Genomic DNA, 18823 nt, shown 5'->3' on the forward strand with positions numbered 1-18823 from the left:
TCGAGATAAAAAATGACAAAAATTAAATGCCTATTGTTTTTGATTTTCTTTACCGTAAGTGGTTTTGCAGAGTTGAATTTATTCAAAATTAAATCTGCTAAACTTTACACCAAAAACTATCCATGGTTGGATGAATTGCACCTTGAAATAGAAGGAACGGCTCGTCGCGGGTTGAATAATGCTTTACTCACAGTATCTATTTATCATGAAGATGAAAAAGTACGTTGGTTTGATATTATTGTGCGAGATTCCAATTTAAATTTTCAAGGAAAATGGGGACCTGTTAATACTGGGATTCAAGAAATTCAAAGAGGTATTTATACGGTGAAAGTTGAGTTAGCTTTAGAAAAACAGCGTACTGAAGTATTTAAACTCTTAACAAAAAAACTCAATGATAAAAAAATTAACCATTACCTAAAAAAATTTACTATTGGAAAAGCTTTACAACGTAAAATTCAACAACGACAAAATCAGTCTTTTTACTTACAAAGAATAAAAAATATCCATGGTATATTTGAAGAAATGATAAATAAACGTAATGGTGTATTTCGTCATATAATGAATGTTAATCAAAATTCCGTATCAATTAAACAGTGGCGAAAATGGTTTAATAATCGTTTTTCTACTCGTATAGCAAAAGAAAAACAACTTTTAGAAAAGCGGGAAAAACAATTTCTATCTTTACAATATAAAACAACACACAACAATATGAAATTGTATTGCAAATTTTTAAGAGAACTCACTGTAAGCTATACTAAATCTTTTTATTCTTATCGTAAAAATAGACAAAAGAAACGCTTTATTCCTCCTTACACTACGCGCGAATTTACAACACATCTGCGTTATATACGGCAATTACATATCGAAAGCCAAAAAGAGATGGGGATATATTTAGAAGAAAAACTGGGGTTTATGCCTCCGCAAACATCTTCTCATTAGGATAAAAATGGAAAAATTACAAGAACTTGAACTAACAGGTCAAGTTAGAACACATATCGAACAAATAGAAGAACCTCGCTTTGCAGCACATCCAAAGACGGTGAAAGCTTTTATGGCAATGCGTAAAGCTGCGGCTAAGGATAACATTATTCTTGAACCGTTTAGCTCTTTTCGCGATATAAAAACTCAAATACGCATTTGGAATAAAAAATTTTTAGGACAAAAACCTCTTTATGATGCTGAAGGAAATGTGCGCGATTACTCACTTTTAGACGATAATGGAATTATCGATGCGATACTTGGATGGTCGGCTTTGCCTGGAGCTTCTAGACATCATTGGGGAAGTGAAATCGATGTCATTGATCGTGCAGTGATACCACCAAATTATAAAGTGCAATTGTTACCAGCCGAAGTAAATGAAAATGGTATATTTGCACATCTTCACGATTGGTTAGATCGCAATATTCATCGTTTTGATTTTTTTCGCCCTTATAAAATTTATCAAGGTGGAATGTTTTCCGAGCCATGGCATTTAAGCCACGCACCTATTTCTAGCCAAGCTCAACAACACCTTTCTGTTGAAATGTTTGAAAGAGTTATTATTAATAACAATATCCACGGAAAACAGTTGTTACTTCGCAGGTTGCCGCAAATATTCACCGAACATATAACAAACATTTCACAATAAAACGAAAAAGCAAGTAAGTTGAGAACTGTATTTATCTTCTATAGTTTTTAACTGTTTCGTTTTTAAAACTGCAAATTGACAAGTAGTCTAACATCTGTATGACCTATTTTGGCTGTATGTCTTGTGATTTTGCCCATTTCCTATAGTTCGTAAAATTAGAAAAGTATTAACAAAATGCTAATCGCGAATTTTTTTGTGTCAAAAAACTATTTACTTGTTTCTCGTAGACCTAGCCGCTTACAAAACCCCCCAACAAAACCGGAAATAGAGGACACCCGCACAGCGCGGCAACCCGAAACACCGAAAGGAACTCCGCCGCCCGGACGGACCGCCCAGTTACCCAAGTATATCTGTTTACCACTACGGTTTAATATACTTACCGTTCCTATTAAAACTCAAAAATCTAAAAAGATCATCGAACAGTATTGTGATTGATTACCGCTGGAGAATTGCGCTCCAGAGGATAAGTAAGAGGACATATGCGTTTTTAAAAAGGCATATGCCGAGAGCAAAAAAGAAGCTCAACCTGTCGTTCCCTGTCAGAGACGGCGAATTTTAGAAAAGCTTTCCAAGGTTTCCAGACGTGACAATGTCTATCCACAGGCAGACATCGGGCGGTTCTGTGGGAAAGCGTTCCGAGAAATTTTGTGCACGGCGCGCAAGTACAAGGCTTGCCGCAAGATGTGTACTTATTCCAAAAAAATGAGCAAATTTATAGCGACCAATAAGGCTAGTAAAAGCTGGATTTACTTCGATAATTTCAACACCACTTCTCATAGCTTGGCTCTTGATGAGAGCAAATTTACTATAGGCAAAGGAGGAGATCATTCTTTTGTATTTTGTAGTTGATGAGCTCAAGTTACTTTTCTTTTTCGAAAAATCTAGTTTTTCGATAACAACAGGTTTTTGTTCTTCACAGCGAAAGAAATGATTTGCTTGCAGGATTCAGCGAGTGTTGCAGTTACTTGATGACAAGTACGATCCTGTATAAAAGTATATATTTTTTGATGACGAACAAGGTTACCATGTCTATTTGTTTCTGCAACTGCTATGTAAGAATGATTTAAGTCAACACCAATAGCTCCCCAGTTTTTATTGGTTATTACATCTACATTTTTATATTTTGTGGTTACAAATAGATACCAATTTTCTTTTTTACGTACAAAACGATAATTCATCGCTTGATTTTTTTGCAATACATATTTGATCACATCTTGTTTGTAACTGAATTTTACGGGAATATCAACATAACGCCCAAATTCTTTTTCTAGAGCTGGGATCACTCGCACCTTTAGTTTGTTTGCAATCAATTGGCAATTTTGGTTTCCAAATTTCTTTCGAGTAGGTTGAGTACTCCACTGACTTAGGCCAATGTTTGTTTTCTCTGTTATCCGCACAGTTTCCAGCAACAGTGCCACAGTATCTTGTCCATATCGATGTTGCATCTCAACCCCAATCAGTGAACTTCTGTAGGCTTGCTGTTAATTTCGCCTGATTAGTACGATGCTTCACCTTGAAGTAACCATTTTTGGTTTTGCCACAGTAGTGGACGAATCCCAAAAAGGTAAATTCCTTTGGTTTTGATCCTAATGTGTATGCGTTTTCTCTCGCAAATCTTCCGAATTCAATGCATTGTGTCTTCTCCATAGCTAGCTCTAGCCCAAATTTGTTTAGGCGTTCTTTTAGTAGCATCTGAAAGAATTCAGCTTCGTCGCGGTATTGAAAACAAGCCAGGAAATCATCTGCAAAACGAAAATAGTATGCTTTGCCCTTGCTTTGACTGCAAATGGTGTGTTTGAACCATAGATCTAGCACATAGTGTCCATATATATTTGAGAGTAAAGGCGATACTATTGAGCCTTATGCAAAGTAATCGACGAAGAAGCCTATAATAGCAAAAAATTCTTTTGATTTACTTTGCATAATATTCCAATCTAAGAAAGTAAATTTCATTTTCACTTTTAAAATTGGAATAAATAATGAAAAAAAACACTCAAAGAGTTGAATACGGGCCAGACTTTTTTTGTGATTTGTTGAATACGGGTCAGACCTTTTTTGTGATTTGTTAATACGGGCCAGACCTTTTTTGTGTTGAATACGGGCCAGACCTTTTTTGTGTTGAATACGGGCCAGACCTTTTTTGTGATTTGTTAATACGGGCCAGACCTTTTTTGTGATTTGTTGAATACGGGCCAGACCTTTGAATACGGGTCAGACCTTTTTTGTGTTGAATACGGGCCAGACCTTTTTTGTGATTTTTTTGTGATTTGTTGAATACGGGTCCGACCTTTTTGAATACGGGTCAGACCTTTTTTGTGTTGAATACGGGCCAGACCTTTTTTGTGATTTGTTGAATACGGGTCAGACCTTTTTTGTGTTGAATACGGGCCAGACCTTTTTTGTGATTTGTTGAATACGGGCCAGACCTTTTTTGTGATTTGTTGAATACGGGTCAGACCTTTTTTGTGAAAAACAACAGGAGTATTTTTTCGAAACCAATAAACCAATTAAGGCTTGATATGTACAAATGCTTACTAACAAACAGATAAATTAATGAATAATGTTGTAATGGAAGTGGGGAATTTAAAAAATGATTAATTATTTATTATGAGACGGACCTTTCCACTCGGATCTTATACATGTAATTAAAGATCTATTCTTGATCATGAATCTTATACATGTAATTAAAGATCTATTCTTGATCATGAATTCAATTACTATTTTGCACAAAATGATGGTGTTGATAGACTTTGAGCACGTTTTCGTAGGGATTTTACTTTGGAATTACAGAGAATCATTACTAACTCGTATCTCTATGAGTTTTTCTTAACGTATATATTTCCTTTTCTTTTGTTTTGTGATATTTACGTTTTTTATAGTATTTGTGATTGGCATATTTCTGAATAGTATTTTGTATAAATTGTTTTGAACCGTATATAATACCATAAGTAATTGGTTGTTGCTTTTTTAACAAGCCTTTTTCCTGCATTGCTGACTGCATTATTTGGCGGTATTTTTTTTGCCTTTGTTTAGGTGAAGAACCTAGCTGTAAATATTGATCGTGGTAATCTATTTGAAAAGTACCTTTTCCATATGCATGTTGTTTGTAGCTAGAGTATTTCCAATTTTTAGGGTGTTTTTTGGCACCGTTTCTTGTCATATTTAGTTCAACATAAAGCAGGCAATTCATGTAATATTCTTCTGAGTCTATAATGGTTGAATGATATCTTCCTGCCCAAAAATGCCCCGTTTTCCCGTATTTTTTATTGTATGCTTTTGCAAAATGGCTTTGAGCATACTGCATAAAAAGAGATAAATATTTGTTTTGTGGTGTACCCAAAATCAAATGAATGTGGTTATTCGTCGCGCAAAATCCGTGAATATTTACATTGTACTTATCTCGTGCTTTGTTTAGCATTGTTAAATAGAGATTAAAGTCTTCGTGGTTATTGAAAAAATGTTGGCGATTATTACATCGTGCAACAACATGGTATATCCCGCCAACATAGATTAATCTTGGAGCACGCATCTTGTTTCCTATTCTCTTTATCAGAAGTTTTCTTACTCTACCACTGTATTCTACAATTTTAGAAAAACTTTTTTAACATTTCAAAAAGCTGGATTATATTTATTGATGTATGCTACTGATACAAATTTTCTAAGGAAAGTGGACGGTTTTTGTTTTTGGGTAAGGAAAAAGAATAATTTGCGATATCGATCCCAAGGAAGGGCATTCTAAGCCACCATTTTCTTTCTTACCAATAATAAAACTTACTTTATATGAAGAAAATTGATTGTTTACTATCGTCATTTTTTTGGGAACAATCATATCTTTATTAGAGAATGTTTCCACTTTTCTATTTGGAATTTCGACGATAACTTGAGGAAGTTTAGTATATTTAGTGTTGTTATTTTTGGTATAAGGGATCCAAGTAACAGGACCAAGTATGGCTTTTTTAGCAATATAAAAAGAATTTGTATAACTACTGTAGTTATGATAACGATGTTTATACTTTGCTTGATCATATTTTGCATAAGAAATAAAATTGTCGATTGTGGTATTGCCACATAAGTTGATTTCTTTGGCAAAAGGAAATAATCCACCTTTATATGCTTGGTGTCTTTTAAAACCATTAATAAAAAGTGAATCTCTTGGGTCTATTTCGTTTAAAACTAATGCTCCCTGCTCTTCATTCGTGAAATTGTCGATTTTTATACGCCCATCTAATTCCAGTGTAAAAATTTCTTTTTCATCATACCATCTAACAATCACATGGTGCCATGTGTGAGCTTGCCAGTCTAAGTTAGAAATATTGGTTTTTATATGACGGCGAATAAATGTGCGTTTTAGATCTTTATCTTTAGGATTTATTGTTCCATATGAGACTATTTTTTTCGAATGGTCAAGTGTGAATACATAAGTGTAGTATGTACGCAAAAAGTGTATATAACCTAAGGGATCTATAAATAAAAACATTTGAACGCCTTCATGAAATCTACCATTTTGTAACTGTGTGTTTGAGTTATTTTTTTGTTTTATTCCTTGCTGTAATTTATTTTTTGTTGTAGATGAAAATAACGGAAAGTAAAGACCTGGCGTATTCTTATTTCCAATAGGTTGGTCTAATTTTATCCAAAATTCGATGCTCCCGTTGTAATTTGCAATATGACTGTCGTTTTGGGTATTTGTATTACGAAAGTTGTGTGATAGTGATTTACGAGAAAATGCATGGGTAACAAAGTAGTGGTTGTCTTTGTTGTTTTGATAAAAAGCTTGACGAGAAACAAAACCATCATGACCAATGTGATTTTGTAAATATGAAAAAGAGTTTATAATATTATTACTTGAGATTTTTGATTTATATGCAAATATCGTAGTGTCGTTGTTGTTGGGTGAACCAAAATAACTAATTTCTGTGTTTATTTTAGTATTGGGCTGTGGAAAATTAAATAAACCTTTTGGTGGTTTTTTAGCGGTAGGCTCGATGAAGTTGTTGTTTGCGAAGGTTATTTCTTTTGGAGCGCATAATGTATTTTCAAATTGTGCTGTAGGTTTAGTGAAGTCTTTTGTTTGTGAGTGACTAAGTGTTTCTCCCCAAACGACTAGTATTTTCAATTTTTTTGTAGAAACAATTTGCTGGTTTGCTGTGATGTAACTTGTTGAGATAACTGAAAAAGGTCCTGTTGAAAAAAAATGTAATTCCACTGTATGGCCAGGATAAAATATATGCTGTTTTTTAAAATACATGTGTTTTTTTGAAACGTTTGTGTGCATTGGTGTATTGGGATTATAGTTGTTGTTTATTTTGTGGCAATTGAAATTGCTTTTAAGAGTATCGCGCCATGTTTGTACCCATAGTTCTTTGTTAATATCTGGTGGGCAAATAGGAAAATAACGTGAAGGTAAATCATAATCTATAAACTTAGCAAATTGTGAAAAAGAGTAAAATGGTTGTCCAAAGGTGATACGCTTTTTTATATACTCTGCAATATTTTTAGCACTGGCATCGGCAAAGATAATAGTTTTTTGTACAAGATTTTTATTTGTGTAGTGCGAAAATTTTTTTGCTTTTTTTGTGTAGAAGTTAGCTGTTGCTTTTATGTTTGTAATGAGTGCATATAAAAGTTCTGTCGAGATGTGATTGATATCGATAGTTGAACGTAATTCATAGTACTTTGGTAATGGACCTTTGTAGTATATAGGGAAACTTTTTGTGTTATTTATTGTAGATAAATTCTCCATGAATTTTTGAGCTGCTGGTGTGGGAGGAATATATCTACGTAAAAAAGAGAAAAGATGCTCGTTGGATAAAAAGCGTTTATTGTTAGTTACAGGAAATTTACTAATGATTTTTGCAATAGTGTGTGGCTTTTTAAGTTTACATTCTTTTGCCAAACTAACAAGTATTGAATATAAGGTTTGATCTGAAAACTTTTGGTATTTTTTTGGGAAAGCAATGTAACTATTAACATTTAGTTTAGCTGTTTCATTGATTAATTTTATTGTGTATACATTGCTGTTAACTCCGTAATTGCCAATACGATTTTTACCTGAAATTTTTCCAGTGGCCCCGCTATAGCCAATAGAGTGGATAAAACTTTTTTGTAAGAAAAGACCGCTGTGCAAATCATTTTTTATTATCTTGCCACGCAGTAACTTCTGAAAAACACTTGCCAAAGCATGGTCTATTCCTGCATAGGCTGTTAGGTTTGCCGTTGTTTGTAAAAGAGTATTTTCACTTTCTAAACGCGAAGATATTGAAAATCGTATAAAAGAAAGTGCTAATAAAGAAAGTAAAGACAGGGCAATAAGTACTACAATGATAGCAAGTCCACGTTTCTTATGTAAAAAAGTCATTTTATGCTCCTAATGTGAGGAGGGTACAAGTGAAAATTTTTTAATTAACATTAATTTTCTAATGATTGTTTTTTATGATAGCAGACAATGTGACAAAACACTTAATTTCAGAAAAAAAATTTTTTGCGAATAAAATAACAAGTAGCTGAGTATATAGAGTAGAGTCTGTTAGTTTAGGTGCACGTCCTACTGAATAAACTAAGGCAGGTTAGGAATAGTATGTCTGAAGAACAAAATTATATTAAAAATTGCCAACGTGGTGATCGCGATAGCTTTGAGTTTATTTTTAATAGATACCGTCAAAAGGCATATCGTGCGGCTCTTTTTATTACCAAAAATCCTCAAGATGCCTTAGATGCTTTGCAGAACGCATTTATTCGTGCTTATCGTAATATTAATAGATACGATGTAGATAAAAGCTTTTATCCGTGGTTTTACAAAATATTACAGAATTGTTGTTATACACAATTGCGGCGAAATAAAAACAACTGTGAGATAAAAGAAATAAGTGATATGCAGTTAAATCCTGCATGGATTGTACAGCGTACAGAAAAGCATCAAAATATTATTACCGCTATCAATAGTTTATCGGCAGTGGACCGCGAAATACTGCAATTGAAGTATTTTCAAGAATTATCGTACAAAGAAATTGCAGAAGCGTTAAAAATACCTATTGGTACAGTTATGTCGCGTTTGTACAGTGCAAAAACGCGTTTACGAGAGTTATTAGACAAGGGAGAGTAATGGACTGTGAACAAGTAAAAATATTACTTATGGCTCAGGAAGATGGAGAAATTACTTCTTCACAGCAAGAAAAATTACATAAGCAGTTAGAAAACTGTAGTGATTGTTCGTGTTTGCAATACTGGCAAAGTTTTGCAGAAACGGAGGCTGAAATGCAAAAAATAAAGTTTGTTGAGCCACAGGAGCAGGCATGGAATATATATTGGGATGGCATATATAATCGGCTAGAAAGACGCCTAGGATTTATTTTTGTTAGTTTTGGGGCTGTGATACTAATTGCTTATACAATGTATGAACTTCTTAAAGAGTTGATGTGGAATGTTGAAACACCTGCACTTGTACGAGCAGGGTTAGCTATTTTTATTATTGGAATGATTATTCTTTTTGTTTCTGTGGTTCGCGAACGACTTGTCCTTAGAAAACATGACCCTTTTGAAAGGATCAACAAATGATGATTGTAACAACAGATCGGATCATTGGTAAGGAAGTAAGAAAAACATTGGGAGTTGCTAAAGGAAATACTATTCGTACGCGTCACATGGGGCGAGATATCATGGCCCTTTTTAAAAATATAGTTGGTGGTGAAGTACAAGAGTATACTCAACTTCTTGCTCAAGCTCGCGAACAAGCATTAGAACGTATGAAGACGGATGCGCAGAGTTTAGGAGCAAACGCCGTTATTCAAGTGCGTTTTACTACTAGTGTTCTGATGGGGGGAGCTGCTGAAATGTTAGCTTATGGGACAGCCGTTGTTGTTGAATAGGGTTATTTTTCACTTATTTTAGTTAGGAATTTTTGATGAAATTAGTTTATGTGTTCATTTTTTTGTTAAGTTGGTGCTGTGCTCAAAATAGCACTGGATCAAACTTAGCTGGAATGCCTGACCAAGCGATTTTTAAATTATACCAAAATCAAAGTGAGCTTGGCACAATTGATTATCATCTTGATGAAAAAGGTAATTACAATCGTACTTTTAAATTGGATTATGCAGGACAAACTTTAATTTACAAGCTAAGTATTGTTTGTGACGATAATGGATTATGGAACAAGGCCGAAATTGAGGTACCTATGTATCATTTTTCGGTTTTGCGAAAGAATAATAGTGCTCACTACTCAATTAATGGGGAACCAAAAACTACCAAATTAACCGATAAATATTTCTTTCATGAATCTTATGGACCTGCTTTAGAAAGCTTTGTTCTCAAGCAATATGATAAAGAAAAAGGTGGGAAACAGAGCTTTTCACGGTTTGCGATTCCTGCTGCATGCTTAGATGCAGATGTCGAATATAAAGGAAACGAAGTACGTAGAGTAAAAGGTAAAACTTGGACTTTTCAACGTTTTCACATGACAATTGCTAGTATTGGTATAGATGTGTGGGTAGGAGAGGACTTCAAAGTCTACATGATGAACGTTCCTATTCAATATGTTACATACATTCGCGATGGTTTCCAGGATTTAATGAAAGTAAATGATGAAGATCCACTACTTTCAAAGCCTACAAATGAAGTAAAAAAAGAAACCAAGATGATTGCAATGCGCGATGGTGTAAAGCTTGCTACTGATCTGTATTTTCCAAAAAATGTTTCAAAAGCTCCGGTAATTCTAGTACGCACTCCCTATAAAAAAGAATTAGGAGAGAATAAAGGTAATTTTTATGCGCGTCGCGGTTACATTGTTGCGATACAAGATTGCCGCGGTCGTTTTTCGTCAGAAGGTATTTGGGAACCGTTCATCAATGAAGAAAAAGATGGTTACGATGCTGTTGAGTGGTTGGCAGTACAGTCGTGGTCTACAGGAAAAGTCGGTATGATTGGTGCATCATATGTCGGATGGACACAGTTGTGGGCAGCAGTAGCAAAACCTCCACACTTAACGACAATTATTCCTAATGTCGCGCCACCAGATCCTTTTTTTAATATTCCTTACGAATATGGAGCGTTTTTTATTTTTGGTTCAATATGGTGGGCGCAAATACTTGAGCAAAATGCAACAGATGATCTATCAGGAAAAACAATTTCAGATATATCTGAGCGTGCTTATGATAAAGAACTACTTTCTTTACCAGTGATTGACTTAGATAAGAAATTATTAGGAAAAGAAAATTCGTACTGGCGTAAGTGGATTAAGAACAATAGCAATAACGAATACTGGCAAAAAAGTAATTTTATGAATAGACTTAGTCAATTAGAAATACCGGTTTTTTTACAATCTGGTTGGTTTGATGGTGATGGGATTGGTTCGAAATTGAACTATAGTTATTTGAAAAAATCTAAGAATAAAAATCAAAAGCTTGTCTTAGGGCCTTGGGGGCATACTGATCAATCTTCTCGATCTATCGGAAGCCTGGAGTTTGGTGAACAAGCAGGTTTGGATTTACAGACTCTTTATTTACGTTGGTTTGATTATTGGTTAAAAGGAATAGACAATAAGATTTGCGATGAACCTTTAGTTAAGATCTATCTAATGTTTTCCAACGAGTGGGTGACTGGTGACACTTACCCTCTTCTGCAAACAGTGCCTACTAAACTTTTTCTTTCTAGTGAAGGTAAAGCAAATACAACAAAAGGCGATGGGGCGCTTGTGTGGAGCAAGCAAAAAATAAAAGAAGTACCTGATTCTTACACTTATGACCCTGAAGATCCTACCCCCGCACCTGATTATGTGAACGAAGAAGAAAATAGCGAACTTTTTCGTAAGAAAACATTAGAAAATCGCAGTGATATTTTGGTATACGAAACTGCGCTGTTAGAATCAGATGTAAGCATTGCAGGACCGGTTTCGTCGGTACTCTATGCTTCTAGCTCTGCAAAAGATACTGATTGGTTTGTGACTCTTGTTGATATTGATGAAAAAGGGGAAGCTTTGTCATTAGTAAAAGGCGTTATTCGCGCTCGTTTCCGTCAATCAACAACTACGCCTGTGTTTTTAGAAAAAGATAAAGTTTATTCTTACAGTATTGATATGTGGCAAACTGGTATAACGTTTCGTAAAGGGCATCGCATTCGTATTGAGATTGCTTCGGCAATGTTTCCATTGTTTTCGCGAAATTTGAACACAGGTGGGCACAACGAAATGGATACAAATTTTGTTACTGCAAAACAAAAGATATATCATAGTTTAGAATACCCGTCACATGTAGTGCTTCCTGTTATTGAAAAACGATAATCACATTAGGAATCTGTCATCTATTTTTTAGAAAGACAGCTGTAGTATACATGTTTATTTGAAGCGCTTTGGTAAACCCAAAGCGTTTTTTTTTGTACTGATTACGGAAAGAAGATAAAACAAAGCATAAAAAAAAATTATAGCGACGCAATAGCTTTTCTTGGAGTGAATACAAGCATTCTGATTGATGTAACTCTTGATTTATAAGGTCTGAAGGATTACTTTGTTTTAAAAGGGTTAAAGGTCCACGCTGAAATGTGAGCTACAAAAATAGAAAAATGATTTAAAAATCACAAAATATAAATATTTTATTCTTGGAATAGAAAAATAATCATCTTATAATTTAAAACTTTCCGAAAACACAAAGTAATTCAGCAGAAAACAATAAACTTTTTGACCTAATCGAAGGATGGTTTATTTGTTGTATGCGCCTTTTCATTCACCGTTTAAAGGAACGTGCATGGACTACAATGAAGCCATGAAGATGCTGGAAGATATGGGAACTGCTCAGGGAGTGAAGATATACAAAAAGCACGGAGCAAAAAATAATCTCATATATGGCGTTAGCTTTGCTAATCTTAACAAGTTGAAGAAAAAAATAAAAACACACCACACACTAGCCCTCGAATTATGGAATTCACATAACTTAGATGCTCAAGTTCTTGCAACAATGATTGCAGACCCCCTACAATTTTCAATTCAAAACGCACAGAAATGGATAAAAAGTGTTCAATTCTATATGGTAGGTAGTTACCTCGCTGGCCTAGTTGCCAAGACTTCTTTTTTTAAGAAATTAATGCAGACGTGGATGAAAAGCGACAAAGAATATTATAGACAATGTGGTTATAATATTTTGAGCGATGCGTTGAAAAATGGACAAGATATTAGTAAAGAGGAGTGTAAAAAGTACTTAAAAACAATTGAAAACGAAATACATGAATCATTAAACCGTGCAGGATATGCAATGAACAATGCAGTTATTGCAATCGGCGTATATCAGTTAGAGGAAGAAGCGCTTAAAAGCGCAAGACGTATTGGCAAAGTAAAAGTTGATCATGGCGAAACAAGCTGCAAAACTCCCAATGCCATAGAACACATCAAGAAATCATTGAAAAAACTAAAGGAAAAATCTACAATGGCCAAAGCTAAAACAAGCAAAAAAACAGAAGAAAAAAATAAAAAAACAACAAAAAAAGCTGCTGCTAAGAAGGTAACTCCTAAAAAAGCTGCTGCTAAGAAGACAACAAAAAAAGCTACTGAAAAAGCAACTCCTAAAAAAGCTGCTGCTAAGAAAACAACAAAGAAAGCTGCTGAAAAAGCAACTCCTAAAAAAGCTGCTGCTAAGAAGACAACAAAGAAAGCTGCTGAGAAAGCAACTCCTAAAAAAGCTGCTGCTAAGAAAACAACAAAGAAAGCTGCTGAAAAAGCAACTCCTAAAAAAGCTGCTGCTAAGAAGACAACAAAGAAAGCTGCTGAAAAAGCAACTCCTAAAAAAGCTGCTGCTAAGAAGACAACAAAGAAAGCTGCTGAGAAAGCAACTCCTAAAAAAGCTGCTGCTAAGAAGACAACAAAGAAAGCTGCTGAGAAAGCAACTCCTAAAAAAGCTGCTGCTAAGAAGACAACAAAGAAAGCTGCTGAAAAAGCAACTCCTAAAAAAGCTGCTGCTAAGAAGACAACGAAGAAAGCTGCTGAAAAAGCAACTCCTAAAAAAGCTGCTAAGAAGACAACGAAGAAAGCTGCTGAAAAGGCAACTCCTAAGAAAGCTGCTGCTAAGAAGACAACGAAGAAAGCTGCTGCTAAAGCAACTCCTAAAAAAGCTGCTGCTAAGAAGACAACAAAGAAAGCTGCTGCTAAGGCAACTCCTAAAAAAGCTGCTGCTAAGAAGACAACAAAGAAAGCTGCTGAAAAAGCAACTCCTAAAAAAGCTGCTGCTAAAAAGACAACAAAGAAAGCTGCTGAAAAAGCAACTCCTAAAAAAGCTGCTGCTAAGAAGACAACAAAGAAAGCTGCTGAAAAAGCAACTCCTAAGAAAGCTGCTGCTAAGAAGACAACGAAGAAAGCTGCTAAGAAGACAAAAGCTAAAAAAAAGTAATATTCAAATAAAAAAACCGGCCTATAAAAGCCGGTTTTTTATGATCTATTTTGTGTGTGGGTTTGAGAATTTAGAAGCCCATGCCTGGCATACCACCCATGCCACCCATGCCACCCATGCCACCCATACCACCCATACCACCCATACCACCACCACCTGGCATTGCAGGTTTTTCTTCTTTAATTTCGCTAATTAAAGCATCAGTAGTTAGTAGTAAAGAGGATATGCTTGAAGCATGCTGTAAAGCACATCTTGTTACTTTTGTTGGATCAATGATCCCTGTTTTAACTAGATCACAGTATTCGTTAATATTCGCATTGTAACCATAGTTGTTATCATCAGATGCTAGTATGTTTTGGATAATTACAGAGCCATCTAGACCAGCATTTTCAACGATTTGTCTCAATGGTGCACTAAGTGCTCTCTGTACTATGTCAATACCTGTTTTTTCATCTCCTTGGCTTTTATCTTTTAATTCACCAAGAACTTTACGGCATCTTAGTAAAGTTGCACCGCCACCAGGAAGTATACCTTCTTCTACCGCTGCGCGCGTAGCATGTAGTGCATCTTCAACTCGTGCTTTTTTCTCTTTCATAGCAACTTCAACAGCAGCTCCAACGTATATTTCTGCAACTCCTCCTGAAAGCTTTGCTAATCTTTCTTGAAGTTTCTCCACGTCATAATCAGATGTTGAGTTTTCAATTTCGCGGCGTATTTGCTTGATGCGACCTTGTATATCTTCTGTCGTTCCTGCGCCTTCGATAATTGTAGTATTATCTTTGTTAATAATTACTTTTTTTGCGGATCCAAGATCTTCAACAGATATATTTTCAAGCTCTATACCAAGATCTTCAAATATAGCTTTGCCACCTGTTAGTATCGCAATATCTTCAAGCATTGCTTTACGACGATCTCCGAAACCTGGAGCTTTTACTGCACAACAGTTTATAATGCCACGCAATTTATTCACAACTAAAGTAGCAAGTGCTTCACCGTCAATATCTTCTGCTATGATTAAAAGTGGCTTGCCTGCTTGTGCTACTTTTTCAAGTATAGGAACTAGGTCTTTTACTGCTGAAATCTTTTTTTCATGCACTAAAATAAGCGGATTTTCAACAACAGCTTCCATGGAGTCTGCGTTTGTTACAAAATGAGGAGAAATATATCCCTTATCAAATTGCATTCCCTCAACAAGATTTACTGTTGTTTCCAAGCTTTTTCCTTCTTCAACAGTAATAACGCCATCTTTGCCTACTTTTTCCATGGCATCGGCAATAATATCTCCGATAAGCTTGTCGTTGTTAGAAGCAATTGTTCCAACTTGTGCGATTTCTGTTTTATCTTTGATAGGCGTACTATTTTTTTCTAGGAACTCAACGCATGTTTCGACAGCTTTTTCAATCCCTCTTTTTAGTGCCATAGGGTTTGCTCCCGCAACTACGTTTTTTAAGCCCTCTTCAAAAATAGCTTCCGCAAGTACAGTAGCTGTTGTAGTTCCATCTCCAGCTATGTCAGAAGTTTTTGAAGCAACTTCTTTTACCATTTGCGCGCCCATGTTTTGATACGAGTCTTCTAGTTCTACTTCTTTAGCAACTGTCACTCCATCTTTGGTTACAGTTGGAGCACCAAAGCTCTTTTCAATTACAACGTTGCGCCCTCTAGGTCCTAAAGTTACTTTGACTGCACGAGCTAGAGTTCTTACGCCTTGGCGTATAGCTTCTCTTGCTTCTGCGTCAAATGCAATTTTTTTCTTACCCATGGATTATCTCCTTGTTTGTTACTTCACAATTACTAAAATTTCATCTTCTGATAAAATAAGATATTCTTCACCATCGATTTTTACTTCGGTTCCTGCATAAGATGAGAAAATGACTCTATCACCTTTTTGTACTGTAAAAGGAGCCCTTTTTCCATCATCTAGAAGACGTCCACAACCAAGTTCAATTACTTCACCTTCTTTTGGTTTTTCTTTAGCTGCTTCTGGGAGAACAATGCCTCCTTTGGTTTTTGCTTCAGCTGCTAAACGCTTTAATAAAATCTTATCTCCGATAGGTGTAATGTTAGCCATCTACACTCTCTCCTTGATATCGAATATGTTGAAAAATAATGAGCAAGAGCAAACTATTTTTTCATATTCTGTAGGTCTATATTTACAAGAAAACTCTCATCAGAATTTTCTAAACACTTTACAAATTTCAAGTATCTTGTTTTCTTAATCCAACATAACTTTTCTATTTGCACGACAACTTAGGTATGGTACAATTCAGAAAACAAAACTTACTGTATATAATTTTGTCTACAAGACAAAGCAAAAAAAGTGCCTATCAAAACAGAAATATAAATATATTTTTAAAGTCTACAAAATAAAAGACTTACGAAAAAAAGCCATTTGAGCAAAATAGCATTCTTTATATGCCATGATGACATTTTGTTTTGACGATTGAGCCAATGTGACAAGTTGCGCAGATGTAAATGAGAGAAATATATGATATTTTGGAAAAAGCAAAGTAAAAAAAGCACTTCTGAAGAAATAAATCAAAAATTATTAGAATTACCGCAATCGCAAGATATACCGCAAAACTTTATTTTCTTGTTAGAAAATTATTCTCTTCAACAAACGACTTTAAGTTTAGAAAAAATCTTGAGTGGTTGGCCTATTGACACGATTCTCGATTTAGGTAAAAATCTTGCTACGCTTGAAGATAACAAATTATTTTATAAATTTATTCAACAGTTTTTTGTGTGCAAAGAAGAGCCTGAAACCGTTATTTTTTCGCTGCAAATACTAGCAAATGCAAAAAATGCAAAAATTAGTGATTGTTTATACGATAAATATTTGGAAATATTTAATGCTCAGAAAGTAAATGCAATATTTAGTATTGCTGTTAGAAAAGAACATCCTGATGCCGAAACAATTGCACTTATGTCAGGAACTTGTGCAATTCCTTTTTTGTGGCTGTGGCAAAAAACATTAAAAAATAGACAAAGTAAAATTCGCTTAGAAACAACAAAAATACTCGGACTTTTTCCATGGCAGCAAACTAAAATAGCTAGTTTGTTGGTTGTTTTACTCGAAGATAAAAAATCAGAGATATGTAAAGCTGCCGCTTTTTCATTGGCAAAACTTGGAAAATATTCGGTACCATCTCTTACTAAAGTTCTTGTAAAAAAGGATGCTCGTACTCGCACACTGGCTATTTGGAGTTTGGGGAAAATAGGGGAAGATGCGGCCAATGCAATTCCTTATTTAGTTTCTTCATTATCAGATGATGATCCTAAAGTTGTGCGTAATGCTAAATGGGCACTTGAAAACATCGGAGAAGGTGCGAGAGAAAGTATCCTTGAGTCTCTAGCAACAGTGGGTAATGTAAAACAACGAATTGCTTTACTTGCACTCATTTCCAACTTTCCTCCTGCAAACGATGTTGTTGATATTTTACTAAAGTTAATTGATGAACCTGACGATGATTTATGCGAAGCGGTGATTCGAACCTTAGGAAAAATGAAGGACAAGGCTTCTAAAGCAATTAAGAAGTTGAAAAAATTTTCCAAGTCGAAGATTCCTATGATTAAACTGGCAGCTATATTTGCTTTGTCGCAAATAGAAGAAAAGCATCAAGACTTACATCCAATGCTTTTTCAATTGTGTGCCGATGAATCTCCTAAAATTCGCCAGGAAGCTTTACAGCTTACAGTGAATATTGCAAAAAAATCTAGTAAAACACAGAGAATCGTGATGAAGTCGCTTGATGATAAAGATGACAATGTAAAAAAATCAGCTGTTGAATCTCTCGCCGAATTACCAGAAATCGATAAAAAAATTATGCCGAAGTTACGTTCGTATCTCTTAGAAGGAGATAGAGAACTTCGCGTAGCAATTATGAAAACGATGTTAGATTTAGAGGTGAAAGACTATGAATCAATAGGGCCGCTTATTCATATACTTCAGTCGAGTAGCGATAATGAGAGTAACGAATATGCGCTTTTGAATCTACAATCCATAGGAGAACGTAGTGTTATACCGCTGATGAAAGTTCTTAACAAAGATACAAAGTTACGTAAACAAATTAGTAATATTATTGCGGAAATTTCTGAACCAGCTGTTCCTAAGCTATTAGGACTTCTAAAAGGAAAAAACGCAAATATTCGCAAATCATCGATTAAAATACTCGAAAAAATAGGTCAGCCTGCGATACCTGGTTTAGTGAATGCTTTAAAAGAGGATAATTTTTGGATTAAAAAAGCTGCAACAATTGCTTTGATTAACATTAAGGAAAATGTACCAGAGCATTTAGTTGTATTACTTAAAAGCGATAATAAAGAATGGCGGCAAGCAGGGTTAGCTGTTTTGAAAGAAATTCATATTGATAATTTAGAACGTTAGAAATTAGGGGCGGTTGCAAAGCCGCCCAAGTACGATTACTAAATCAAATGTTTTTTGACGACTGATAAATCGTAATCACTTTCCTAAAACATCACCTCTTATTGTTTCTGCTACAGCTGCTACTTGCTGGATTAAATCATCAGCAATACCTAGACTTTTTAATGTATCTGCTAAATTTTCGACTACCGCATCAAAATGAGAGTCATTTAGACCTTTTTCTTTAACTAGTTTTTCGTGCGCTGCGCGCATATTGCGTCCATTGTAAGTTTTCATTCCACCAAAAGCATAAGTTAAGAATGCTTTTTGATGATTTCTTTGTTTTTTCATGTCGGTGTTTGTAAAAAAGTGATTAATGCGTTCATCTTTTAGTACACGATCGTAAAATTTATCTACTGTAGTTTCCACTGCAGGTTTACCACCTAATTTTTCAAATAGATTTTTATCGCCCAT

16 protein-coding genes and 1 pseudogene are annotated in these 18823 nt (G+C 35.0%); 8 read left to right on the forward strand and 9 right to left on the reverse strand.

Annotated features, from left to right (window positions below):
* Window positions 1-12: 12 nt before the first annotated feature.
* Both UABHE_RS01200 and UABHE_RS01205 read left to right on the forward strand, forming a co-directional pair.
* Window positions 13-939 carry a hypothetical protein gene (locus UABHE_RS01200; protein WP_372368328.1) on the forward strand — a complete coding sequence of 309 codons (927 nt, stop codon included), beginning with the start codon at window positions 13-15 and terminating at the stop codon, window positions 937-939.
* Window positions 940-946: 7 nt separating this feature from the next.
* The gene (locus tag UABHE_RS01205) at window positions 947-1627 is read left to right on the forward strand and encodes a M15 family metallopeptidase (RefSeq protein WP_372368329.1); all 681 of its coding nucleotides are present in this window, start codon (window positions 947-949) and stop codon (window positions 1625-1627) included.
* Window positions 1628-2182: 555 nt separating this feature from the next.
* Here the strand turns inward: UABHE_RS01205 and UABHE_RS01210 are convergent.
* The 6 genes and pseudogenes from UABHE_RS01210 to UABHE_RS01235 form a co-directional block, all read right to left on the reverse strand.
* The gene (locus UABHE_RS01210) at window positions 2183-2404 is read right to left on the reverse strand and encodes a hypothetical protein (protein WP_372371724.1); all 222 of its coding nucleotides are present in this window, start codon (window positions 2402-2404) and stop codon (window positions 2183-2185) included.
* 12 nt (window positions 2405-2416) lie between these two features.
* Window positions 2417-2485, reverse strand: a pseudogene (locus tag UABHE_RS01215) (hypothetical protein); the annotation flags it as partial.
* A gap of 23 nt (window positions 2486-2508) precedes the next feature.
* Window positions 2509-3072 (reverse strand): hypothetical protein, encoded by a 564-nt coding sequence (locus tag UABHE_RS01220; RefSeq protein WP_372368331.1) that lies wholly within the window; start codon window positions 3070-3072, stop codon window positions 2509-2511.
* Between the two features lies 1 nt (window position 3073).
* Window positions 3074-3481 carry a reverse transcriptase domain-containing protein gene (locus UABHE_RS01225; RefSeq protein ID WP_372371549.1) on the reverse strand — a complete coding sequence of 136 codons (408 nt, stop codon included), beginning with the start codon at window positions 3479-3481 and terminating at the stop codon, window positions 3074-3076.
* A 946-nt stretch (window positions 3482-4427) separates the two neighbouring features.
* Window positions 4428-5156 (reverse strand): transposase, encoded by a 729-nt coding sequence (locus UABHE_RS01230; RefSeq protein ID WP_372368332.1) that lies wholly within the window; start codon window positions 5154-5156, stop codon window positions 4428-4430.
* 129 nt (window positions 5157-5285) lie between these two features.
* Entirely contained in the window at window positions 5286-7985 is a 2700-nt protein-coding gene (locus tag UABHE_RS01235) for a hypothetical protein (RefSeq protein WP_372368333.1), read from the reverse strand.
* 219 nt (window positions 7986-8204) lie between these two features.
* Between UABHE_RS01235 and UABHE_RS01240 the strand changes: the two genes are divergently transcribed.
* The 5 genes from UABHE_RS01240 to UABHE_RS01260 all read left to right on the forward strand — a co-directional run bounded on the left by UABHE_RS01240 (window position 8205) and on the right by UABHE_RS01260 (window position 13989).
* A complete protein-coding gene (locus tag UABHE_RS01240) occupies window positions 8205-8729 on the forward strand; it encodes an RNA polymerase sigma factor (RefSeq protein ID WP_372368334.1) in 525 nt (174 codons plus the stop codon).
* On the forward strand, window positions 8729-9181 hold the full coding sequence (locus UABHE_RS01245; RefSeq protein ID WP_372368336.1) for a zf-HC2 domain-containing protein: 453 nt from the start codon (window positions 8729-8731) through the stop codon (window positions 9179-9181). Before UABHE_RS01240 ends, UABHE_RS01245 begins: the two co-directional genes overlap by 1 nt.
* Entirely contained in the window at window positions 9178-9492 is a 315-nt protein-coding gene (locus UABHE_RS01250; protein ID WP_372368337.1) for a YbjQ family protein, read from the forward strand. Before UABHE_RS01245 ends, UABHE_RS01250 begins: the two co-directional genes overlap by 4 nt.
* A gap of 35 nt (window positions 9493-9527) precedes the next feature.
* A complete protein-coding gene (locus UABHE_RS01255; protein ID WP_372368338.1) occupies window positions 9528-11897 on the forward strand; it encodes a CocE/NonD family hydrolase in 2370 nt (789 codons plus the stop codon).
* A 460-nt stretch (window positions 11898-12357) separates the two neighbouring features.
* Window positions 12358-13989 (forward strand): DNA alkylation repair protein, encoded by a 1632-nt coding sequence (locus UABHE_RS01260; protein WP_372368339.1) that lies wholly within the window; start codon window positions 12358-12360, stop codon window positions 13987-13989.
* A 70-nt stretch (window positions 13990-14059) separates the two neighbouring features.
* On the opposite strand, the gene groL is transcribed toward UABHE_RS01260, so the two are convergent.
* Window positions 14060-15748 (reverse strand): chaperonin GroEL, encoded by a 1689-nt coding sequence (groL, locus tag UABHE_RS01265; RefSeq protein WP_372368340.1) that lies wholly within the window; start codon window positions 15746-15748, stop codon window positions 14060-14062.
* Window positions 15749-15766: 18 nt separating this feature from the next.
* Window positions 15767-16057 (reverse strand): co-chaperone GroES, encoded by a 291-nt coding sequence (gene groES, locus UABHE_RS01270; protein WP_372368341.1) that lies wholly within the window; start codon window positions 16055-16057, stop codon window positions 15767-15769.
* Window positions 16058-16474: 417 nt separating this feature from the next.
* Between groES and UABHE_RS01275 the strand changes: the two genes are divergently transcribed.
* Entirely contained in the window at window positions 16475-18373 is a 1899-nt protein-coding gene (locus UABHE_RS01275) for a HEAT repeat domain-containing protein (RefSeq protein WP_372368342.1), read from the forward strand.
* 75 nt (window positions 18374-18448) lie between these two features.
* Here UABHE_RS01275 and UABHE_RS01280 read toward each other — a convergent pair whose 3' ends face one another.
* On the reverse strand, window positions 18449-18823 hold the full coding sequence (locus UABHE_RS01280; RefSeq protein WP_372368343.1) for a group 1 truncated hemoglobin: 375 nt from the start codon (window positions 18821-18823) through the stop codon (window positions 18449-18451).

It is taken from the genome of Candidatus Uabimicrobium helgolandensis, from assembly GCF_041508025.1.
Taxonomy (GTDB): Bacteria; Planctomycetota; Uabimicrobiia; order Uabimicrobiales; family Uabimicrobiaceae; genus Uabimicrobium; species Uabimicrobium helgolandensis.